The following is a 22,318-nucleotide window of genomic DNA, read 5'->3' as shown; positions in this document are numbered from 1 at the left end:
TAGGCTGTGGGGTTTTGTCGTCACTGGGATAAACGCGCAAGTAACCGGGGAGCCTTTCGAGGCGTTTGAACCCGTAATTGGAGTGCCTCATGGCCAAGAAGATTACCGCTTACATCAAGCTGCAAGTGAAGGCCGCTCAGGCCAACCCTAGCCCACCCGTCGGTCCAGCTCTGGGTCAGCACGGCGTGAACATCATGGAATTCTGCAAGGCCTTCAACGCCCGTACTCAGGGTCTTGAGCCAGGTCTGCCGACTCCAGTGATCATCACTGTATACAGCGACCGTAGCTTCACCTTCGAAACCAAGTCGACCCCGGCTTCGGTTTTGCTGAAGAAAGCTGCCGGTCTGACCAGCGGTTCCGCTCGTCCTAACACCGTTAAGGTTGGCACCGTAACCCGTGCTCAGCTGGAAGAAATCGCGAAAACCAAAAACGCGGATCTGACTGCAGCTGATATGGATGCAGCCGTGCGTACCATCGCCGGTTCTGCTCGTAGCATGGGCCTTAACGTGGAGGGTGTGTAATGGCTAAGCTGACCAAGCGCCAAAAGGCTATCGCCGGCAAGATCGAAGCAGGCAAGTCCTACAACTTCGTAGACGCTGCTGCCCTGCTGACCGAGCTGTCGACTGTCAAGTTCAGCGAGTCTGTTGACGTTGCTGTAAACCTGGGTGTTGACCCACGTAAATCCGACCAGGTCGTTCGTAGCGCTACTGTGCTGCCACACGGCACTGGCAAGACTGTACGTGTTGCTGTCTTCACCCAAGGCCCAGCTGCTGAAGCTGCTCTGGCCGCTGGTGCTGATCGCGTTGGCATGGACGACCTGGCTGCCGAAATGAAAGGCGGCGACCTGAACTATGACGTCGTTATTGCTTCCCCGGATGCAATGCGTGTTGTAGGTCAGTTGGGTCAGATCCTCGGTCCACGTGGCCTGATGCCTAACCCTAAAGTCGGCACCGTAACTCCAGACGTAGCTACCGCGGTTAAAAACGCCAAGGCTGGTCAGGTTCGTTATCGCACCGACAAAAACGGCATCATTCACACCTCCGTTGGCAAAGTCGGCTTCGATGCCGTCAAGCTGAAGGAAAACGTTGAAGCCCTGATCGCTGATCTGAAGCGTATCAAGCCTGCTTCCTCGAAAGGTATCTACGTCAAGCGCGTTACCCTGAGCACCACTATGGGCCCAGGTCTGGTCATCGACCAAGGCTCGCTGGACGTATAAGACATAAATTGGCGCAAGTAATTGCGCCAATTGAAAGATTGGGGTCCCTGCCTGGCGGGGGCTATCCAAGACCGTAGGCGACGCAAGTCTTAAACCAACAAGCCTACGCAGATGGTGCTCCCGGTTCCTTACCGAATCAGACACCAAAACGACATCAGGCCTAGGCCAGATGAAACGGTAACAAGCAGGAGTTAAACCCGTGGCAATTAATCTCGAAGACAAGAAGGCCATCGTCGCTGAAGTCAACGAGGCTGCCAAAGCTGCTCTGTCCGCTGTCGTGGCTGATGCCCGTGGTGTGACAGTAGGCGCTATGACCGGACTCCGTAAAGAGGCTCGTGAAGCTGGCGTATACGTACGTGTTGTACGTAACACCCTGCTCAAGCGCGCCGTTGCTGACACTGAATACAGTGTTCTCAACGACGTGTTCACCGGCCCGACTCTGATCGCGTTCTCTAAAGATCATCCAGGCGCTGCTGCCCGTTTGTTCAAAGAATTCGCCAAGAGTCAGGATAAGTTCGAGATCAAGGCAGCTGCGTTCGAGGGCAAGTTCCTCGCAGCTAACCAAATCGACGTACTGGCAACACTGCCGACCCGTAACGAAGCTATTTCGCAGCTGATGAGCGTGATTCAAGGCGCTACCAGCAAGCTGGCTCGTACTCTGGCTGCAGTTCGCGAGCAAAAAGAAGCTGCCGCAGCCTAAGGCTGAGCAAATTCTCTCGCGTATTTTTGTTTATTTCGATGGCCGCGTAGGCCGTCCCCCAATTCAGGAAATACAGCAATGTCTATCTCCCAAGACGATATCCTCAACGCCGTAGCTGAAATGTCGGTTCTGCAGGTTGTTGAGCTGATCAAAGCTTTCGAAGAAAAATTCGGCGTTTCCGCTGCCGCTGCTTCCGCTGGCCCAGCTGTTGCTGCTGTCGCTGCTGAAGAGCAAACCGAATTCAACGTCATGCTGCTGGAAGCTGGCGAGAAGAAAGTAAACGTGATCAAGGCAGTACGTGAACTGACCGGTCTGGGCCTGAAAGAAGCCAAGGCTGTAGTTGACGGCGCTCCTGCCCAGGTTCTGGAAGCAGTGTCGAAAGACGCCGCTGACAAAGCCAAAGCTACTCTGGAAGAAGCAGGCGCTAAAGTCGAGCTGAAGTAAGCATCGACCTTGCGTCTCCAGCCCAAGCGTTAAGCTGAAGGCTGATGGCTGGTGGCTCTTGCCACCGGCCTTTTTCCGTTCTTGGCTGTCGACTCGGTCGCCGCCATTAACGCGCTGTAGCCACCCGAAGCGGTGGTGCAAACCATGGGGTTTGCAAGATTTTCTGGCTGCTCCCGTCGGAGGGGCCAAACAAGCAGGTGACCAAGCTGGGGAACGCTGATGGCTTACTCATATACTGAGAAAAAACGTATCCGCAAGGACTTTAGCAAGTTGCCGGACGTCATGGATGTCCCGTACCTTCTGGCTATCCAGCTGGATTCGTATCGTGAATTCTTGCAGGCGGGAGCGACCAAAGATCAGTTCCGCGACGTGGGCCTGCATGCGGCCTTCAAATCCGTTTTCCCGATCATCAGCTACTCCGGCAATGCTGCGCTGGAGTACGTCGGTTATCGCCTGGGCGAACCGGCATTTGATGTCAAAGAATGCGTGTTGCGTGGCGTTACGTACGCCGTACCTTTGCGGGTAAAAGTCCGTCTGATCATTTTCGACAAAGAATCGTCGAACAAAGCGATCAAGGACATCAAAGAGCAAGAAGTCTACATGGGCGAAATCCCACTGATGACTGAAAACGGTACCTTCGTAATCAACGGTACCGAGCGTGTAATCGTTTCCCAGCTGCACCGTTCCCCGGGCGTGTTCTTCGACCACGACCGCGGCAAGACGCACAGCTCCGGCAAACTCCTGTACTCCGCGCGGATCATTCCGTACCGCGGTTCGTGGTTGGACTTCGAGTTCGACCCGAAAGACTGCGTGTTCGTGCGTATCGACCGTCGTCGCAAGCTGCCGGCCTCGGTATTGCTGCGCGCGCTCGGTTACACCACTGAGCAAGTGCTGGATGCTTTCTATACCACCAACGTATTCAGCCTGAAGGATGAAACCCTCAAGCTGGAGCTGATCGCTTCGCGTCTGCGTGGTGAAATTGCTGTACTGGACATCCAGGACGAAAAAGGCAAGGTCATCGTTGAGGCTGGCCGTCGTATCACTGCGCGCCACATCAACCAGATCGAAAAAGCCGGTATCAAAGAGCTGGAAGTGCCACTGGACTACGTCCTGGGTCGCACTACCGCCAAGGTCATCGTTCACCCGGCTACAGGCGAAATCCTGGCTGAGTGCAACACCGAGCTGAACACCGAGATCCTGGCCAAGATCGCCAAGGCCCAGGTTGTTCGCATCGAGACCCTGTACACCAACGATATCGACTGCGGTCCGTTCATCTCCGACACACTGAAGATCGACTCCACCAGCAACCAATTGGAAGCACTGGTCGAGATCTATCGCATGATGCGTCCTGGTGAGCCACCAACCAAAGATGCTGCCGAAACCCTGTTCAACAACCTGTTCTTCAGCCCTGAGCGCTATGACCTGTCTGCGGTCGGCCGGATGAAGTTCAACCGTCGTATCGGTCGTACCGAGATCGAAGGTTCGGGCGTGCTGTGCAAGGAAGACATCGTCGCGGTATTGAAGACCCTTGTCGACATCCGTAACGGCAAAGGCATCGTCGATGACATCGACCACCTGGGTAACCGTCGTGTTCGCTGCGTAGGTGAAATGGCCGAGAACCAGTTCCGCGTTGGCCTGGTACGTGTTGAGCGTGCGGTCAAAGAGCGTCTGTCGATGGCTGAAAGCGAAGGCCTGATGCCGCAAGACCTGATCAACGCCAAGCCAGTGGCTGCGGCGGTGAAAGAGTTCTTCGGTTCCAGCCAGCTTTCGCAGTTCATGGACCAGAACAACCCGCTCTCCGAGATCACCCACAAGCGCCGTGTTTCTGCACTGGGCCCGGGCGGTCTGACCCGTGAGCGCGCTGGCTTTGAAGTCCGTGACGTACACCCGACGCACTACGGTCGTGTTTGCCCGATCGAAACGCCGGAAGGTCCGAACATCGGTCTGATCAACTCCCTGGCTGCCTATGCGCGCACCAACCAGTACGGCTTCCTCGAAAGCCCGTACCGTGTGGTGAAAGACGCCCTGGTCACCGACGAGATCGTATTCCTGTCCGCCATCGAAGAAGCTGATCACGTGATCGCTCAGGCTTCGGCCACGATGAACGACAAGAAAGTCCTGGTCGACGAGCTGGTAGCTGTTCGTCACTTGAACGAGTTCACCGTCAAGGCGCCGGAAGACGTCACCTTGATGGACGTTTCTCCGAAGCAGGTAGTTTCGGTTGCAGCGTCGCTGATCCCGTTCCTGGAACACGATGACGCCAACCGTGCGTTGATGGGTTCCAACATGCAGCGTCAAGCTGTACCGACCCTGCGCGCTGACAAGCCGCTGGTAGGTACTGGCATGGAGCGCAACGTAGCACGTGACTCCGGCGTTTGCGTCGTGGCTCGTCGTGGCGGTGTGATCGACTCCGTTGATGCCAGCCGTATCGTGGTTCGTGTTGCCGATGACGAAGTAGAAACTGGCGAAGCCGGTGTCGACATCTACAACCTGACCAAATACACCCGTTCGAACCAGAACACCTGCATCAACCAGCGTCCGCTGGTGAGCAAGGGTGATCGCGTTCAGCGTAGCGACATCATGGCTGACGGCCCGTCCACCGACATGGGTGAACTGGCTCTCGGCCAGAACATGCGCATCGCGTTCATGGCATGGAACGGCTTCAACTTCGAAGACTCCATCTGCCTGTCCGAGCGTGTGGTTCAAGAAGACCGCTTCACCACGATCCACATCCAGGAACTGACCTGTGTGGCGCGTGATACCAAGCTTGGGCCTGAGGAAATCACTGCAGACATCCCGAACGTGGGTGAAGCTGCACTGAACAAGCTGGACGAAGCCGGTATCGTTTATGTAGGTGCTGAAGTTGGCGCTGGTGACATCCTGGTCGGTAAAGTCACTCCGAAAGGCGAGACCCAACTGACGCCGGAAGAGAAGCTGCTGCGTGCCATCTTCGGTGAAAAAGCCAGCGACGTGAAAGACACCTCCCTGCGTGTACCTACCGGTACCAAGGGTACTGTCATCGACGTACAGGTCTTCACCCGTGACGGCGTTGAGCGTGATGCTCGTGCACTGTCCATCGAGAAGACCCAGCTCGACGAGATCCGCAAGGATCTGAACGAAGAGTTCCGTATCGTTGAAGGCGCGACCTTCGAACGTCTGCGTTCCGCTCTGGTAGGCCACAAGGCTGAAGGCGGCGCGGGCCTGAAGAAAGGTCAGGACATCACCGACGAAATCCTCGACGGTCTTGAGCACGGCCAGTGGTTCAAACTGCGCATGGCTGAAGATGCTCTGAACGAGCAGCTCGAGAAGGCCCAGGCCTATATCGTTGATCGCCGCCGTCTGCTGGACGACAAGTTCGAAGACAAGAAGCGCAAACTGCAGCAGGGCGATGACCTGGCTCCAGGCGTGCTGAAAATCGTCAAGGTTTACCTGGCAATCCGTCGCCGCATCCAGCCGGGCGACAAGATGGCCGGTCGTCACGGTAACAAGGGTGTGGTCTCTGTGATCATGCCGGTTGAAGACATGCCGCACGATGCCAATGGCACCCCGGTCGACGTCGTCCTCAACCCGTTGGGCGTACCTTCGCGTATGAACGTTGGTCAGATCCTTGAAACCCACCTGGGCCTCGCGGCCAAAGGTCTGGGCGAGAAGATCAACCGTATGATCGAAGAGCAGCGCAAAGTCGCAGACCTGCGTAAGTTCCTGCACGAGATCTACAACGAGATCGGCGGTCGCAACGAAGAGCTGGACACCTTCTCCGACCAGGAAATCCTGGATCTGGCGAAGAACCTGCGCGGCGGCGTTCCAATGGCTACCCCGGTGTTCGACGGTGCCAAGGAAAGCGAAATCAAGGCCATGCTCAAACTGGCAGACCTGCCAGAAAGCGGCCAGATGCAGCTGTTCGACGGCCGTACCGGCAACAAGTTCGAGCGCCCGGTTACTGTTGGCTACATGTACATGCTGAAGCTGAACCACTTGGTAGACGACAAGATGCACGCTCGTTCTACCGGTTCGTACAGCCTGGTTACTCAGCAGCCGCTGGGTGGTAAGGCTCAGTTCGGTGGTCAGCGTTTCGGGGAGATGGAGGTCTGGGCACTGGAAGCATACGGTGCTGCATACACTCTGCAAGAAATGCTCACAGTGAAGTCGGACGATGTGAACGGTCGTACCAAGATGTACAAAAACATCGTGGACGGTGATCACCGTATGGAGCCGGGCATGCCCGAGTCCTTCAACGTGTTGATCAAAGAAATTCGTTCCCTCGGCATCGATATCGATCTGGAAACCGAATAACACGTGACGCGAATCGAGAGCGGGGCTGTTTAGCCCGCTCTCTGCTCCGCCAGGAGGAAAGGCCTTGAAAGACCTACTGAATTTGCTGAAAAACCAGGGTCAAGTCGAAGAGTTCGACGCCATCCGTATTGGGTTGGCATCGCCTGAGATGATCCGTTCGTGGTCGTTCGGTGAAGTTAAAAAGCCGGAAACCATCAACTACCGTACGTTCAAACCTGAGCGTGACGGCCTGTTCTGCGCCAAGATCTTTGGCCCGGTAAAGGATTACGAGTGCCTGTGCGGTAAGTACAAGCGCTTGAAGCACCGTGGTGTGATCTGCGAGAAGTGCGGCGTTGAAGTTGCGCTGGCCAAGGTTCGTCGTGAGCGCATGGCGCACATCGAACTGGCTTCGCCGGTTGCCCACATCTGGTTCCTGAAATCGCTGCCGTCCCGTATCGGCTTGCTGATGGACATGACCCTGCGTGATATCGAACGCGTTCTCTACTTCGAGAGCTATGTCGTTATCGATCCAGGCATGACCACCCTTGAAAAAGGTCAGCTGCTGAACGACGAGCAGTACTTCGAAGCGCTGGAAGAGTTCGGCGACGATTTCGATGCCCGCATGGGTGCCGAAGCTGTCCGCGAACTGCTGCACGCTATCGACCTGGAGCACGAGATTGGTCGTCTGCGTGAAGAGATTCCGCAAACCAACTCCGAAACCAAGATCAAGAAGCTGTCCAAGCGTCTGAAGTTGATGGAAGCCTTCCAGGGTTCCGGCAACTTGCCAGAGTGGATGGTGCTGACCGTTCTGCCGGTTCTGCCGCCAGACCTGCGTCCGCTGGTACCGTTGGACGGTGGTCGTTTCGCGACGTCCGACCTCAACGACCTGTACCGCCGCGTGATCAACCGTAACAACCGCTTGAAGCGCCTGCTTGATCTGTCCGCTCCGGACATCATCGTGCGCAACGAAAAGCGTATGTTGCAAGAAGCGGTCGATGCCCTGCTCGACAACGGTCGTCGTGGCCGCGCTATCACCGGTTCGAACAAGCGTCCTCTGAAATCCCTGGCTGACATGATCAAGGGTAAGCAAGGTCGTTTCCGTCAGAACTTGCTCGGTAAGCGTGTTGACTACTCCGGTCGTTCGGTAATTACCGTAGGCCCGACCCTGCGTCTGCACCAGTGCGGTCTGCCCAAGAAGATGGCACTCGAGCTGTTCAAGCCGTTCATCTTCGGCAAGCTGGAAATGCGCGGTCTCGCGACCACCATCAAAGCGGCCAAGAAAATGGTCGAGCGCGAACTGCCAGAGGTTTGGGACGTTCTCGCTGAAGTGATTCGCGAACACCCGGTTCTCCTCAACCGTGCACCGACCCTTCACCGTCTGGGTATCCAGGCGTTTGAACCTGTACTGATCGAAGGTAAGGCTATCCAGCTGCACCCTCTGGTCTGTGCCGCGTACAACGCCGACTTCGACGGCGACCAAATGGCCGTGCACGTACCGCTGACACTGGAAGCCCAGTTGGAAGCGCGTGCGTTGATGATGTCGACCAACAACATTCTGTCGCCAGCCAACGGTGAGCCAATCATCGTTCCGTCGCAGGACGTTGTATTGGGTCTGTACTACATGACTCGTGAAGCGATCAACGCCAAAGGCGAAGGTCGTGTGTTCGCTGACCTGCAAGAAGTTGACCGTGTGTTCCGTGCCGGCGAAGCCGCACTGCACGCCAAGGTCAAGGTGCGGATCCACGAAACCGTCAACGACCGTGACGGCGGCAGCGTGAGCAACACCCGCATCGTCGACACCACTGTCGGCCGTGCGTTGTTGTACCAGGTTGTGCCAAAAGGTCTGTCGTACGACGTCGTCAACCTGCCGATGAAGAAAAAGGCGATCTCCAAGCTGATCAACCAGTGCTACCGCGTGGTTGGTTTGAAAGAGACCGTTATCTTCGCTGACCAGTTGATGTACACAGGTTTCGCTTACTCGACTATCTCCGGCGTTTCCATCGGCGTTAACGACTTCGTTATCCCGGATGAAAAAGCCCGCATCATCAGTGCTGCCACTGACGAAGTGAAAGAGATCGAGAGCCAGTACGCCTCCGGCCTGGTAACCCAGGGCGAGAAGTACAACAAAGTGATCGACCTTTGGTCCAAGGCCAACGACGAAGTGTCCAAGGCGATGATGGCCAACCTCTCGAAAGAGAAAGTCATCGACCGTCATGGCGTCGAAGTCGATCAAGAGTCTTTCAACTCGATGTACATGATGGCCGACTCGGGCGCACGGGGTTCTGCTGCGCAGATCCGTCAGCTCGCCGGTATGCGTGGCCTGATGGCCAAGCCGGACGGTTCCATCATCGAAACGCCGATCACTGCGAACTTCCGTGAAGGTTTGAGCGTACTTCAGTACTTCATCTCCACTCACGGTGCTCGTAAGGGTCTTGCGGATACCGCGTTGAAAACCGCTAACTCCGGTTACCTGACTCGTCGTCTGGTAGACGTTGCACAAGATCTGGTTGTAACCGAGATCGATTGCGGCACCGAGCACGGCCTGCTGATGACGCCGCACATTGAAGGCGGTGACGTTGTAGAGCCGCTGGGTGAGCGCGTATTGGGTCGTGTTATTGCCCGTGACGTATTCAAGCCAGGTACCGAGGAAGTTATCGTTCCTGCCGGCACCCTGGTTGACGAGAAGTGGGTCGAGTTCATCGAACTCAACAGCATCGACGAAGTGATCGTTCGCTCGCCGATCAGCTGCGAAACCCGCTACGGCATCTGCGCCAAGTGCTATGGCCGTGACTTGGCTCGTGGTCACCAGGTGAACATCGGTGAAGCGGTCGGCGTTATCGCTGCCCAGTCCATCGGTGAGCCGGGTACCCAGCTGACCATGCGTACGTTCCACATCGGTGGTGCGGCAAGCCGGACCTCCGCAGCCGACAGCGTTCAGGTGAAGAATGGCGGTACCGTCCGCCTGCATAACCTCAAGCACGTTGAGCGAGTGGATGGTCACCTGGTTGCTGTGTCCCGTTCCGGTGAGCTGGCCATCGCTGATGACTACGGTCGTGAGCGTGAGCGTTACAAGCTGCCGTACGGTGCTGTGATTTCGGTTAAAGAAGGTGACAAGGTCGACGCTGGCGCAATCGTGGCCAAGTGGGATCCGCACACTCACCCAATCGTTACCGAAATGAAAGGTACCGTGACCTACGTGGGCATGGAAGAAGGCATCACGATCAAGCGTCAGACTGACGAATTGACCGGTATGACCAACATTGAAGTACTCGACGCCAAAGATCGTCCAGCTGCTGGTAAGGACATCCGTCCTGCCGTGAAGATGGTCGATGACAACGGCAAGGATCTGTTGCTGCCAGGCACTGACGTAATCGCTCAGTACTTCCTGCCAGCCAACGCCCTGGTCGGTGTAGCGGATGGTGCGAAGATCGCGATCGGTGATGTTATCGCGCGTATCCCGCAAGAAACTTCGAAGACCCGTGACATCACCGGTGGTCTGCCGCGTGTTGCCGACTTGTTCGAAGCTCGTCGTCCGAAAGAAGCGTCGATTCTGGCTGAAGTCAGCGGCACCATCGCGTTCGGTAAAGAAACCAAAGGCAAGCGCCGTCTGGTTATTACCCCGAACGACGGTAGCGATCCGTATGAAGAGCTGATTCCGAAGTGGCGTCACCTGAACGTGTTCGAAGGCGAACAGGTAAACCGCGGCGAAGTTATCTCCGACGGTCCGAGCGATCCACACGACATCCTGCGTCTGCTGGGTGTGAGTGCGCTGGCCAAGTACATCGTTAACGAGATCCAGGACGTTTACCGTCTGCAAGGCGTGAAGATCAACGACAAGCACATCGAGACCATCCTGCGTCAGATGCTGCGTAAAGTTGAAATCGCTGAATCCGGCGATTCCAGTTTCATCAAGGGCGACCAGATGGAACTGACTCACGTACTGGTAGAAAACGAGCGCCTGGCGAACGAAGAGAAATTTGTCTCCAAGTTCACTCGCGTGCTGCTGGGTATCACCAAGGCGTCGTTGTCCACTGAGTCGTTCATCTCGGCGGCCTCCTTCCAGGAGACCACTCGCGTACTGACCGAAGCAGCGGTAACCGGCAAGCGCGATTACCTGCGCGGCCTGAAAGAAAACGTAGTCGTGGGTCGTCTGATCCCGGCAGGTACCGGTTTGGCTTACCACAGCGAGCGTAAGCGTCGCCGTGATGCTGACAAGCCGCTGCGCGTAAGCGCCAGTGAAGTGGAAGCTGCACTGACCGAAGCGCTGAACTCAAGCGGTAACTGAGTTCTGCGATAGATGAGTCTGGGCCCTGGCACTCCCGTTCGTCGGATCGAGGCATTTTTGCCCCGGTTCGACGCGAGGGGAGGTCGGGGCCTTGCCTTGACTGGGGACAAGATCCTCTTTAGACTCTTGTACCCCTAAATTTGGCGGGAATTCGTTCCTGCCATTTTGCTTTTCTTGCAAGACAATAGCGTCGCAAGACAACAGTGGAGCTAGTAGATGGCAACTATCAACCAGCTGGTACGTCAGCCGCGTAAGCGTATCGTCGAGAAATCCGACGTACCTGCGCTGCAGAATTGCCCGCAACGTCGTGGCGTATGCACCCGTGTGTATACCACCACGCCGAAAAAACCTAACTCGGCACTGCGTAAAGTATGCCGTGTGCGTCTGACCAACGGTTTCGAGGTTTCCTCGTACATCGGCGGTGAAGGCCACAACCTGCAAGAGCACAGCGTGGTACTGATCCGCGGCGGTCGTGTAAAAGACTTGCCAGGTGTTCGTTATCACACCGTACGCGGTTCCTTGGATACTTCCGGCGTTAAAGGTCGTAACCAGGGTCGTTCGAAGTACGGTACCAAGAAGCCTAAGTAGTAGCGGCTTTTTGTAAACCTGAATCATCTTATTTTCTGAGTCGATAAGAGTAAGGTCGGAGGCGTCCCGAAAGGGCACCGATTCCGAGCGAACCTGAAGACCGTTTGAGGGCTTATCCATGCCAAGAAGACGCGTAGCAGCCAAGCGCGAAGTGCTTGACGATCCAAAATACGGAAGCCAAATCCTGGCCAAGTTCATGAACCACGTGATGGAAAGCGGCAAGAAAGCCGTTGCCGAGCGTATCGTTTATGGCGCGCTGGAAAAGGTTAAAGAACGCAAGAACAGCGACCCCCTGGAAATCTTCGAGAAAGCTCTCGACGCCATCGCTCCGCTGGTCGAAGTGAAGTCGCGCCGTGTAGGCGGTGCTACTTACCAGGTTCCGGTTGAAGTTCGCCCGTCCCGTCGTAACGCTCTGGCAATGCGCTGGTTGGTAGACTTCGCCCGTAAGCGCGGCGAGAAGTCTATGGCTCTGCGTTTGGCCGGCGAACTGTTGGACGCTGCTGAAGGTAAAGGTGCTGCTGTTAAGAAGCGTGAAGACGTGCACCGTATGGCTGAAGCCAACAAAGCTTTCTCGCACTACCGCTTCTAATTTTAGCTTCACTAATTTTGCGAGGGCTTTATGGCTCGTACTACTCCGATTAGCCGCTACCGTAACATCGGTATCGTCGCTCACGTGGATGCTGGTAAAACCACCACCACCGAGCGCGTACTGTTTTACACCGGCAAAAGTCACAAAATGGGCGAGGTGCATGACGGCGCCGCGACCACAGACTGGATGGTTCAGGAGCAGGAGCGTGGTATTACCATTACTTCTGCTGCTATTACCGCCTTCTGGAAAGGTTCCGAGAAGCAGTACAAAGACGAGCATCGCTTCAACGTAATCGATACCCCGGGCCACGTAGACTTCACCATTGAAGTTGAACGTTCCCTGCGCGTACTCGACGGCGCTGTCGTTGTGTTCTGCGGCACCTCGGGTGTTGAGCCTCAGTCGGAAACCGTATGGCGTCAAGCCAACAAGTACGGCGTTCCACGTCTTGTTTATGTAAACAAGATGGACCGTGCTGGTGCCAACTTCCTGCGCGTGATCGGTCAGATCAAGCAGCGTCTGGGTCACACTCCGGTGCCTATCCAGTTGGCTATCGGTTCCGAAGACAACTTCCAGGGTCAGATCGATCTGATCAACATGGAAGCTGTTTACTGGAATGATTCCGACAAAGGTATGGTTCCTGTTCGTAAGCCTATCCCTGAAGAGCTTCAGGAACTGGCTGACGAGTGGCGCAACAACATGGTTGAGGCTGCTGCCGAAGCCAGCGAAGAGCTGATGAACAAGTACCTCGAAGGTGAAGAACTCACCAACGTGGAAATCAAGGCCGCTCTGCGTCAGCGTACTATCGCTGGTGAGATCGTCTTGGCTGTTTGCGGTTCCTCGTTCAAGAACAAGGGTGTTCCCCTGGTTCTCGACGCCGTTATCGACTACCTGCCTGCTCCAACCGACATTCCTGCTATCAAGGGTTCCAACCCTGATAACGAGGAAGAAGAAATGGAGCGTCACGCCGATGACAACGAGCCGTTCTCGGCTCTGGCGTTCAAGATCGCTACCGACCCATTCGTGGGTACTTTGACCTTCGTCCGCGTTTACTCGGGCGTGTTGGCCTCCGGCGACGGCGTGATCAACTCGGTTAAAGGCAAGAAAGAGCGCGTGGGTCGTATGGTGCAAATGCACGCAAACGCCCGTGAAGAGATCAAGGAAGTACGCGCTGGTGACATCGCGGCCCTGATCGGCATGAAGGACGTCACCACTGGTGAGACTTTGTGCGACGCTGCCAAGCCAATCATCCTGGTTCGCATGGACTTCCCGGAGCCGGTTATTTCGGTTGCCGTAGAGCCTAAGACCAAGGATGACCAGGAAAAAATGGGTATCGCTCTGGGCAAGCTTGCTCAGGAAGATCCATCTTTCCGCGTCAAGACTGATGAAGAGACTGGTCAAACGATCATCTCCGGCATGGGCGAGCTGCACCTGGACATCCTGGTTGACCGGATGCGCCGTGAGTTCAACGTCGAAGCCAACATCGGTAAGCCTCAGGTTTCCTATCGTGAGCGCATCACGAAGAACTGTGAAATCGAAGGCAAGTTCGTTCGTCAGTCCGGCGGTCGTGGTCAGTTCGGTCACTGCTGGATCCGTTTTGCTCCTGCTGACGAAGGTCAGGAAGGTCTGCAATTCGTGAACGAAGTAGTAGGTGGTGTTGTTCCTAAGGAATACATCCCTGCTATCCAGAAGGGTATCGAAGAGCAGATGAAGAACGGTGTTGTTGCCGGCTATCCGCTGATCGGCCTGAAAGCAACCGTTTTTGACGGTTCTTACCACGACGTCGACTCCAACGAGATGGCGTTTAAGGTGGCTGCTTCCATGGCAACCAAGCAACTGGCCCAGAAGGGCGGTGGTGAGTTGCTTGAGCCAATCATGGCGGTAGAAGTTGTTACACCTGAAGACTATATGGGTGATGTCATGGGCGACCTTAACCGTCGTCGCGGCATGATCTTGGGTATGGAAGACACGGTTTCCGGCAAAGTGATTCGCGCCGAGGTTCCGTTGGGCGAGATGTTCGGTTATGCGACCGACGTTCGTTCCATGTCCCAGGGTCGCGCAAGCTACTCTATGGAATTCAAAAAATACAACACAGCTCCGGCGCACATCGCTGAAACTGTATCCAAAAAACAAGGCTGATTCAGTCCTTTAGGCAAGGAGTTAATTGTCGTGGCTAAAGAAAAATTTGATCGTTCCCTACCGCACGTCAACGTTGGCACCATCGGTCACGTTGACCACGGTAAAACCACTCTGACTGCTGCTCTGACTCGCGTTTGCTCCGAAGTATTCGGTTCCGCAATCGTTGATTTCGATAAAATCGACAGCGCGCCAGAAGAGAAAGCTCGTGGTATCACCATCAACACCGCGCACGTTGAATACAACTCGCTGATCCGTCACTACGCTCACGTTGACTGCCCAGGTCACGCTGACTATGTGAAGAACATGATCACCGGTGCTGCCCAGATGGACGGCGCAATCCTGGTTTGCTCGGCCGCTGATGGTCCGATGCCACAAACCCGTGAGCACATCCTGCTGTCCCGTCAGGTTGGCGTTCCGTACATCGTGGTTTACCTGAACAAGGCTGACCTGGTAGACGACGCTGAGCTGCTGGAACTGGTTGAGATGGAAGTGCGCGATCTGCTGAGCACTTACGACTTCCCAGGTGACGACACTCCGATCATCATCGGTTCTGCTCGTATGGCTCTGGAAGGCAAAGACGATAACGAAATGGGCACCACGTCCGTTCGTAAACTGGTTGAGACTCTGGACAGCTACATCCCAGATCCAGTCCGTGTTATCGACAAGCCGTTCCTGATGCCAATCGAAGACGTATTCTCGATCTCCGGTCGCGGTACTGTTGTAACTGGTCGTATCGAGCGCGGTATCGTCAAGGTTCAAGATCCACTGGAAATCGTTGGTCTGCGTGACACTACCGTCACCACCTGCACCGGTGTTGAAATGTTCCGTAAGCTGCTCGACGAAGGTCGTGCTGGCGAGAACTGCGGCGTTCTGCTGCGTGGTACCAAGCGTGACGACGTTGAGCGTGGCCAGGTTCTGGTCAAGCCAGGTTCGGTTAAGCCGCACACCAAGTTCGAAGCTGAAGTATACGTACTGAGCAAAGAAGAAGGCGGTCGTCACACTCCGTTCTTCAAAGGCTACCGTCCACAGTTCTACTTCCGTACTACTGACGTGACTGGTAACTGCGAACTGCCGGAAGGCGTAGAAATGGTAATGCCAGGCGACAACATCAAAATGGTTGTCACCCTGATCAAAACCATCGCTATGGAAGACGGTCTGCGTTTCGCAATCCGTGAAGGCGGCCGTACCGTTGGTGCTGGCGTTGTAGCTAAAATCATCGAGTAATCTCTCTTTTGAGTGAGCTTTGATGTTTTGAGAAAGCCCCCGCTTAGCGGGGGCTTTTTTATTGGGTTGACACCTATCTAGGGCGTCTATAGAATTGCGCCTCCTTTTAACGGGCGTATTGCGCCCGGTGGGAATAGCAGCCGGAGTCTGAAATCCAATGCAAAATCAGCAAATCCGTATCAGGTTGAAGGCTTTTGACCATCGCCTGATCGACCAATCCACCCAGGAAATCGTGGAAACCGCGAAACGTACTGGTGCTCAAGTGCGTGGTCCAATTCCACTGCCTACCCGTAAAGAGCGGTTCACCGTTCTGGTCTCCCCGCACGTCAACAAAGACGCGCGTGACCAGTACGAGATCCGTACTCATAAGCGCGTACTGGACATCGTCCAGCCAACGGATAAAACCGTTGATGCACTTATGAAGCTCGATCTGGCGGCCGGTGTGGAAGTACAGATCAGCCTCGGCTAAGACTTGGGTCTTAGTCGTGTAACGCTCTGAAATGGGCGGCCATAGCGGGTGAAAGCCCCGTACACTCATGAGGTTTACAACATGACTATTGGTGTAGTCGGTCGTAAATGCGGTATGACCCGTATTTTCACCGAAGAAGGTGTCTCCATTCCGGTCACGGTCATTGAGATCGAACCGAATCGCGTCACCCAGTTCAAAACTGAAGAAACCGATGGCTATCGTGCAGTGCAAGTCACTGTCGGCGAGCGTCGTGCTTCGCGCGTGACTGCTGCTCAAGCAGGTCACTTCGCTAAAGCAAACGTTGCAGCTGGTCGTACTGTCATGGAGTTCCGTCTTGAAGACGGCGACTACCAGGCTGGCGATCTGATCAACGCTGAAATCTTCGCCGCTGGTCAACTGGTTGATGTAACCGGTCAGTCCAAAGGTAAAGGCTTCCAGGGTACGATCAAGCGTTGGAATTTCCGTGGTCAAGACAACACTCACGGTAACTCCGTTTCCCACCGCGTCCCGGGCTCTATTGGCCAGTGCCAGACTCCTGGTCGTGTATTCAAGGGCAAAAAAATGTCCGGTCATATGGGCGCTGAGCGCGTGACCGTGCAGTCCCTCGAAGTAGTGCGCGTCGACGCTGAACGCAATCTGTTGTTGGTCAAGGGTGCTGTTCCTGGCGCTACTGGCGGCAACCTGGTTGTACGTCCAGCGGCCAAGGCTCGCGGTTAAGGGGAAGCTGACATGCAATTAAATGTAAATGACGCTCAAGCGATCGAAGTTTCCGAACTGACATTTGGCGGCGAATTCAACGAGACGCTCGTTCACCAAGCAGTCGTGGCCTACATGGCCGGCGGCCGTCAAGGTAGCAAGCAGCAAAAGACCCGTTCCGACGTACGTGGTGGCGGTAAGCGCCCTTGGCGTCAGAAAGGCACTGGCCGTGCTCGTGCCGGTACTATCCGTAGCCCAATCTGGCGTGGGGGCGGTACCACTTTCGCAGCTCGTCCACAGGATCACTCTCAGAAGCTCAACAAGAAGATGTACCGCGCAGCACTGCGCTCCATCCTTGCTGAACTCGTGCGTACTGATCGTCTGGTCGTGGTTCAGGACTTCGCTGTTGAAAGTCCAAAAACCAAAGATCTGCTGGGCAAACTGAACAACATGAGCCTGACCGACGTTTTGATCGTGTCTGAAGCTGTTGATCAGAACCTGTACCTGGCTGCTCGCAACCTGCCACACGTTGATGTACGTGACGTGCAAGGTTCCGATCCAGTTAGTCTGATCGCATACGACAAGGTGTTGATCACCGTGTCGGCCGTGAAGAAATTCGAGGAGCTGCTGGGATGAACCAGGAACGCGTATTTAAAGTTCTGCTTGGCCCGCACGTTTCCGAAAAGGCTACGGTTCTGGCTGACAAGAAAGGCCAGTTCGTTTTCAAGGTTGCAACTGACGCAACCAAGCTGGAAATCAAGAAGGCCGTCGAAAGCCTGTTCAGCGTGAAAGTAGAGCGTGTTACTACCCTGAATGTTCTGGGTAAGAGCAAGCGCACTGCTCGCGGTCTGGGCAAGCGTAATGACTGGAAGAAGGCAGTTATCTCCCTTCAGCCAGGCCAAGATCTCGATTTCAGCAGCAGTGCTGAGTAAGGAAGGGGTGCATCATGGCAATCGTTAAATGCAAACCGACTTCCCCTGGCCGCCGTTTTGTGGTCAAGGTGGTCAACCAGGAGCTGCATAAAGGCGCTCCTCACGCACCGCTGCTCGAGAAAAAATCGAAGTCTGGTGGTCGTAACAACAATGGTCGCATTACCACTCGTCACATCGGTGGTGGCCATAAGCAGCATTATCGTCTGGTCGATTTCCGTCGCAACGACAAAGATGGCATCGCTGCCACTGTCGAGCGTATCGAATACGATCCGAACCGTACTGCTCACATCGCTCTGCTGCTGTACGCAGATGGCGAGCGTCGCTACATCATCGCCCCTAAAGGCGTGAGTGCTGGCGACCAGCTGATCGCAGGTGCTCTGGCACCGATCAAGCCGGGCAACGCTCTGCAACTGCGTAACATTCCAGTTGGTAGCACCGTACACGGCATCGAATTGAAGCCAGGTAAAGGCGCGCAAATCGCTCGTTCCGCTGGTGCTTCGGCTCAGCTGATCGCTCGTGAAGGTGTCTACGTGACCCTGCGTCTGCGTTCTGGTGAGATGCGTAAAGTACTGGCTGAATGCCGTGCGACCCTGGGCGAAGTCTCGAACTCCGAGCACAGCCTGCGTTCGTTGGGTAAAGCTGGTGCCAAACGCTGGCGTGGCGTTCGCCCAACCGTTCGTGGTGTTGCCATGAACCCGGTTGACCACCCACACGGTGGTGGTGAAGGTCGTACCTCTGGTGGTCGTCATCCGGTATCGCCATGGGGCTTCCCGACTAAGGGCGCGAAGACTCGTGGTAATAAGCGTACCGACAAAATGATCGTCCGTCGTCGCAAGTAAATAGAGGGATACGACAGTGCCACGTTCTCTGAAAAAAGGTCCTTTTATTGATCTTCACCTACTGAAGAAGATCGAAGTGGCGGCGGAAAAGAACGATCGCAAACCAGTTAAGACCTGGTCGCGTCGTTCGATGATCCTGCCACAAATGGTCGGTCTGACCATCGCAGTACACAACGGTCGTCAACACGTCCCAGTTCTCGTTAACGAAGACATGGTCGGCCACAAACTGGGCGAGTTTGCCGGTACCCGCACTTATCGTGGGCACGTGGCAGACAAGAAAGCCAAGCGTTAAGGGGTTAGGAAATGGAAGTAGCCGCTAAGTTGTCGGGCGCTCGAATCTCCGCCCAGAAAGCCCGCTTGGTCGCCGACCAGATCCGCGGGAAGAAGGTGGGCGAAGCGCTCAACCTGTTGGCTTTCAGCAGTAAGAAAGCCGCCGAGATCATGAAGAAAGTGCTGGAGTCGGCCGTAGCCAACGCCGAGCATAACGAAGGCGCAGACGTTGATGACCTGAAGGTCAGCACCGTTTTCGTCAACGAAGGGCGTTCGCTGAAGCGCATCATGCCACGTGCCAAAGGCCGTGCTGATCGCATCGTCAAGCGGTCTTGCCATATCACTGTCAAGGTTGCTGACAAGTAACGGAGTCGAAGAGATGGGTCAGAAAGTACATCCCATTGGCATTCGCCTGGGAATCGTCAAGGAGCACACCTCCGTCTGGTACGCAGACGGTCGGACTTATGCGGACTACTTGTTCGCTGATCTGAAGGTGCGTGAGTATCTCCAAGACAAACTAAAAAGCGCGTCCGTAAGCCGTATCGATATCCATCGTCCGGCCCAAACTGCACGTATCACCATCCACACCGCTCGTCCAGGTATCGTTATCGGGAAGAAAGGTGAAGATGTTGAGAAACTGCGTCAGGACCTGACCAAGCAAATGGGTGTGCCTGTGCACATCAATATCGAAGAGATCCGCAAGCCGGAGCTCGACGGTATGCTGGTTGCGCAGAGCGTAGCTCAGCAGCTGGAGCGTCGCGTAATGTTCCGTCGCGCTATGAAGCGCGCCGTACAGAACGCCATGCGCATTGGTGCCAAAGGCATCAAAATCCAAGTGAGCGGTCGTCTCGGCGGTGCTGAAATCGCACGTACTGAATGGTATCGCGAAGGTCGTGTGCCACTGCACACCCTGCGTGCCGACATCGACTATGCCAACTACGAAGCTCACACCACTTACGGTGTGATCGGTGTAAAGGTTTGGATCTTCAAAGGCGAAGTAATTGGTGGTCGCCAAGAAGAACTGAAACCACAAGCACCAGCGCCTCGTAAAAAAGCTGCTAAGTAAGGGGTACGCCAAATGTTGCAACCTAAGCGTACGAAGTTCCGCAAGCAGATGACAGGCCACAACCGTGGTCTGGCTCAGCGCGGTAGCAAAGTCAGCTTCGGCGAGTTCGCGCTGAAGTCTGTAGCTCGTGGTCGTCTCACCGCTCGTCAGATCGAGTCAGCGCGTCGTGCTCTGACCCGTCACGTAAAACGTGGCGGCAAGATCTGGATCCGTGTATTCCCGGACAAGCCGATCTCCAAAAAGCCTCTCGAGGTTCGGATGGGTAAAGGTAAGGGTAACGTGGAATACTGGGTAGCCCAGATTCAGCCAGGCAAAGTCCTGTATGAAATCGAGGGTGTTTCTGAAGAGCTGGCGCGTGAGGCTTTCGCCCTGGCTGCTGCAAAGCTGCCGCTCGCCACCTCCTTTGTTAAACGGACGGTGATGTGATGAAAGCGAATGAACTTCGTGAAAAATCCGCACAGCAGCTGAACGAGCAACTGCTCGGCCTGCTGCGCGACCAGTTCAATCTGCGTATGCAGAAAGCAACTGGCCAGTTGGGGCAGTCTCATCTGCTCTCGCAAGTTAAGCGTGACATCGCTCGCGTGAAGACTGTGCTCAACCAGCAGGCAGGTAAGTGATCATGGCTGAAGCCGAAAAGACTGTCCGTACGCTGACTGGCCGTGTTGTCAGCGACAAGATGGACAAAACCATCACCGTTTTGATCGAGCGTCGCGTTAAGCACCCGATCTACGGTAAATATGTTAAGCGTTCGACTAAGCTGCACGCGCACGACGAAACCAATCAGTGCCACATCGGCGACAAGGTCACTATTCGTGAAACTCGTCCGATGGCCAAGACCAAGTCTTGGGCACTGGTTGATGTTCTCGAACGCGCTGTGGAAGTCTAAGGACTAGGGGTCGGAGAAATTATATGATTCAGACTCAATCCATGCTCGATGTGGCCGATAACAGCGGCGCTCGCCGTGTTATGTGCATCAAGGTGCTGGGTGGCTCCCATCGTCGTTACGCTGGTATCGGTGACATCATCAAAGTTACCGTGAAGGAAGCAATTCCTCGCGGTAAGGTGAAAAAAGGCCAAGTGATGACTGCTGTTGTAGTCCGCACTCGTCACGGCGTACGTCGTGCTGATGGCTCCATTATCCGCTTTGATGGCAACGCTGCTGTTCTTCTGAACAACAAGCAAGAGCCGATCGGCACCCGTATCTTTGGGCCAGTGACCCGTGAACTTCGTACTGAGAAGTTCATGAAGATCGTCTCGCTCGCCCCAGAAGTGCTGTAAGGAGATCCGACATGCAAAAGATTCGTCGTGACGACGAGATCATCGTGATCGCCGGCAAAGACAAAGGTAAGCGCGGTAAGGTGCTTAAGGTTCTCGCCAATAACCGTCTGGTTATCGGTGGTCTGAACCTGGTCAAGCGTCATACCAAGCCTAACCCGATGTCGGGCGTGCAGGGCGGTATCGTCGAGAAAGAAGCTCCGCTGGACGCTTCTAACGTCGCCATCTTCAACGGCGAAACCAACAAGGCTGACCGCGTTGGTTTCAAAGTAGAAGACGGTAAGAAAATTCGTGTCTTCAAGTCGACCCAAAAAGCGGTTGATGCTTGAACACTGCTAGGTAGATTAGACCATGGCACGACTACAAGAGATTTACCGGAAGGAAATCGCCCCTAAGCTTAAGGAAGAACTTAAGCTCGGGAACGTGATGGAAGTTCCGCGCGTCACCAAAATCACCCTGAACATGGGTCTGGGCGAAGCGATCGGCGACAAAAAAGTCATCGAGCACGCTGTTGCTGACCTGGAAAAGATCACCGGTCAAAAAGTCGTTGTGACTTACGCTCGGAAATCCATCGCTGGCTTTAAAGTCCGTGAAGGTTGGCCGATCGGCGTCAAAGTGACTCTGCGCCGTGAGCGTATGTACGAATTCCTGGATCGTCTGCTGTCGATCTCCCTGCCTCGGGTCCGCGACTTCCGCGGCCTGAATGCCAAGTCCTTCGATGGTCGTGGTAACTACAGCATGGGCGTGAAAGAGCAGATCATCTTCCCGGAAATCGACTACGACAAGATCGATGCTCTCCGCGGTCTGGACATCACCCTGACCACCACTGCCAAGAACGATGATGAAGGCCGCGCTCTGCTGCGTGCGTTCAAATTCCCGTTCCGCAACTGATTGGAGTAGGACCATGGCCAAGATGAGCATGAAAAACCGCGAGCTGAAGCGTCAGCTCACGGTTGCCAAGTACGCCAAGAAGCGTGCAGCACTGAAAGCAATCATCGTTGATCTGAACGCAAGTCCAGAAGCGCGTTGGGAAGCTACAGTTGCTCTGCAGAAGCAGCCACGTGACGCAAGCGCTTCGCGCATGCGTAACCGCTGCCGCCTGACCGGTCGTCCACACGGCGTTTACCGCAAGTTCGGCCTCGGCCGTAACAAACTGCGTGAAGCGGCAATGCGTGGTGACGTACCAGGTCTGGTTAAAGCCAGCTGGTAAGTACTTTCAACGTCCAGGTGGTCGGAATCGCAAGATACTGACCGCCGGTGACCTTGAATCTGGATCAAGCCCCTTTTGGGGCTTGTTTCATTTCTGGAGTATGTCTA

General features: G+C 55.2%; 25 protein-coding genes. All 25 read left to right on the top strand.

The window, feature by feature from the left end:
• Positions 1-89 precede the first annotated feature (89 nt).
• The 25 genes from rplK (at position 90) to rpsN (ending at position 22,211) form a co-directional block, all read left to right on the top strand.
• Positions 90-521: a 50S ribosomal protein L11 gene (rplK, locus tag AB4P90_RS26575; RefSeq protein ID WP_003176435.1), complete on the top strand. Its 432-nt coding sequence runs from the start codon at positions 90-92 to the stop codon at positions 519-521.
• On the top strand, positions 521-1,216 hold the full coding sequence (gene rplA, locus AB4P90_RS26570) for a 50S ribosomal protein L1 (protein WP_003176434.1): 696 nt from the start codon (positions 521-523) through the stop codon (positions 1,214-1,216). The genes rplK and rplA overlap by 1 nt, the downstream gene beginning before the upstream one ends.
• A 199-nt stretch (positions 1,217-1,415) precedes the next feature.
• Entirely contained in the window at positions 1,416-1,916 is a 501-nt protein-coding gene (rplJ, locus tag AB4P90_RS26565) for a 50S ribosomal protein L10 (RefSeq protein WP_003176433.1), read from the top strand.
• A gap of 78 nt (positions 1,917-1,994) precedes the next feature.
• Positions 1,995-2,360 carry a 50S ribosomal protein L7/L12 gene (gene rplL, locus AB4P90_RS26560; RefSeq protein WP_003176432.1) on the top strand — a complete coding sequence of 122 codons (366 nt, stop codon included), beginning with the start codon at positions 1,995-1,997 and terminating at the stop codon, positions 2,358-2,360.
• Positions 2,361-2,579: 219 nt separating this feature from the next.
• Positions 2,580-6,653 (top strand): DNA-directed RNA polymerase subunit beta, encoded by a 4,074-nt coding sequence (rpoB, locus tag AB4P90_RS26555; RefSeq protein WP_010206926.1) that lies wholly within the window; start codon positions 2,580-2,582, stop codon positions 6,651-6,653.
• Between the two features lie 64 nt (positions 6,654-6,717).
• Positions 6,718-10,917: a DNA-directed RNA polymerase subunit beta' gene (rpoC, locus tag AB4P90_RS26550; protein WP_019819137.1), complete on the top strand. Its 4,200-nt coding sequence runs from the start codon at positions 6,718-6,720 to the stop codon at positions 10,915-10,917.
• 216 nt (positions 10,918-11,133) lie between these two features.
• Positions 11,134-11,505 carry a 30S ribosomal protein S12 gene (gene rpsL / locus AB4P90_RS26545; protein WP_002555494.1) on the top strand — a complete coding sequence of 124 codons (372 nt, stop codon included), beginning with the start codon at positions 11,134-11,136 and terminating at the stop codon, positions 11,503-11,505.
• 118 nt (positions 11,506-11,623) lie between these two features.
• On the top strand, positions 11,624-12,094 hold the full coding sequence (gene rpsG / locus AB4P90_RS26540) for a 30S ribosomal protein S7 (RefSeq protein ID WP_002555493.1): 471 nt from the start codon (positions 11,624-11,626) through the stop codon (positions 12,092-12,094).
• A 30-nt stretch (positions 12,095-12,124) separates the two neighbouring features.
• On the top strand, positions 12,125-14,230 hold the full coding sequence (gene fusA / locus AB4P90_RS26535) for an elongation factor G (RefSeq protein WP_003194651.1): 2,106 nt from the start codon (positions 12,125-12,127) through the stop codon (positions 14,228-14,230).
• A 30-nt stretch (positions 14,231-14,260) separates the two neighbouring features.
• Entirely contained in the window at positions 14,261-15,454 is a 1,194-nt protein-coding gene (gene tuf / locus AB4P90_RS26530) for an elongation factor Tu (RefSeq protein ID WP_003176426.1), read from the top strand.
• Positions 15,455-15,611: 157 nt separating this feature from the next.
• A complete protein-coding gene (gene rpsJ / locus AB4P90_RS26525) occupies positions 15,612-15,923 on the top strand; it encodes a 30S ribosomal protein S10 (RefSeq protein ID WP_003186070.1) in 312 nt (103 codons plus the stop codon).
• A gap of 81 nt (positions 15,924-16,004) precedes the next feature.
• Positions 16,005-16,640, top strand: a complete 636-nt coding sequence (rplC, locus tag AB4P90_RS26520) for a 50S ribosomal protein L3 (protein WP_003194649.1) — start codon at positions 16,005-16,007, stop codon at positions 16,638-16,640.
• 12 nt (positions 16,641-16,652) lie between these two features.
• Positions 16,653-17,255, top strand: a complete 603-nt coding sequence (rplD, locus tag AB4P90_RS26515) for a 50S ribosomal protein L4 (protein WP_003176424.1) — start codon at positions 16,653-16,655, stop codon at positions 17,253-17,255.
• Positions 17,252-17,551 carry a 50S ribosomal protein L23 gene (rplW, locus tag AB4P90_RS26510; protein WP_002555488.1) on the top strand — a complete coding sequence of 100 codons (300 nt, stop codon included), beginning with the start codon at positions 17,252-17,254 and terminating at the stop codon, positions 17,549-17,551. The genes rplD and rplW overlap by 4 nt, the downstream gene beginning before the upstream one ends.
• A 14-nt stretch (positions 17,552-17,565) precedes the next feature.
• Positions 17,566-18,390, top strand: a complete 825-nt coding sequence (gene rplB, locus AB4P90_RS26505) for a 50S ribosomal protein L2 (protein WP_003186055.1) — start codon at positions 17,566-17,568, stop codon at positions 18,388-18,390.
• A gap of 16 nt (positions 18,391-18,406) precedes the next feature.
• Entirely contained in the window at positions 18,407-18,682 is a 276-nt protein-coding gene (gene rpsS / locus AB4P90_RS26500) for a 30S ribosomal protein S19 (RefSeq protein ID WP_002555486.1), read from the top strand.
• Positions 18,683-18,693: 11 nt separating this feature from the next.
• Positions 18,694-19,026, top strand: coding sequence for a 50S ribosomal protein L22 (rplV, locus tag AB4P90_RS26495; RefSeq protein ID WP_003103908.1), 333 nt, complete (start codon positions 18,694-18,696; stop codon positions 19,024-19,026).
• A gap of 13 nt (positions 19,027-19,039) precedes the next feature.
• The gene (gene rpsC / locus AB4P90_RS26490; RefSeq protein WP_003176422.1) at positions 19,040-19,726 is read left to right on the top strand and encodes a 30S ribosomal protein S3; all 687 of its coding nucleotides are present in this window, start codon (positions 19,040-19,042) and stop codon (positions 19,724-19,726) included.
• Positions 19,727-19,738: 12 nt separating this feature from the next.
• Positions 19,739-20,152 carry a 50S ribosomal protein L16 gene (rplP, locus tag AB4P90_RS26485; RefSeq protein WP_003176421.1) on the top strand — a complete coding sequence of 138 codons (414 nt, stop codon included), beginning with the start codon at positions 19,739-19,741 and terminating at the stop codon, positions 20,150-20,152.
• Entirely contained in the window at positions 20,152-20,343 is a 192-nt protein-coding gene (gene rpmC, locus AB4P90_RS26480; RefSeq protein WP_002555481.1) for a 50S ribosomal protein L29, read from the top strand. Before rplP ends, rpmC begins: the two co-directional genes overlap by 1 nt.
• Positions 20,344-20,345: 2 nt before the next feature.
• Positions 20,346-20,612, top strand: a complete 267-nt coding sequence (gene rpsQ, locus AB4P90_RS26475) for a 30S ribosomal protein S17 (protein ID WP_003194644.1) — start codon at positions 20,346-20,348, stop codon at positions 20,610-20,612.
• A gap of 23 nt (positions 20,613-20,635) precedes the next feature.
• Positions 20,636-21,004, top strand: coding sequence for a 50S ribosomal protein L14 (gene rplN, locus AB4P90_RS26470; protein ID WP_002555479.1), 369 nt, complete (start codon positions 20,636-20,638; stop codon positions 21,002-21,004).
• Between the two features lie 11 nt (positions 21,005-21,015).
• Positions 21,016-21,330 carry a 50S ribosomal protein L24 gene (gene rplX, locus AB4P90_RS26465; protein WP_003176416.1) on the top strand — a complete coding sequence of 105 codons (315 nt, stop codon included), beginning with the start codon at positions 21,016-21,018 and terminating at the stop codon, positions 21,328-21,330.
• A gap of 22 nt (positions 21,331-21,352) precedes the next feature.
• Positions 21,353-21,892 (top strand): 50S ribosomal protein L5, encoded by a 540-nt coding sequence (rplE, locus tag AB4P90_RS26460; RefSeq protein ID WP_003194642.1) that lies wholly within the window; start codon positions 21,353-21,355, stop codon positions 21,890-21,892.
• A gap of 13 nt (positions 21,893-21,905) precedes the next feature.
• Positions 21,906-22,211 carry a 30S ribosomal protein S14 gene (gene rpsN, locus AB4P90_RS26455; protein WP_003176414.1) on the top strand — a complete coding sequence of 102 codons (306 nt, stop codon included), beginning with the start codon at positions 21,906-21,908 and terminating at the stop codon, positions 22,209-22,211.
• Positions 22,212-22,318 lie beyond the last annotated feature (107 nt).

Source organism: Pseudomonas sp. B16120, assembly GCF_044218845.1.
Lineage (GTDB): Bacteria > Pseudomonadota > Gammaproteobacteria > Pseudomonadales > Pseudomonadaceae > Aquipseudomonas > Aquipseudomonas paracarnis.
This window is presented reverse-complemented; position numbering and strand designations above follow the sequence as displayed.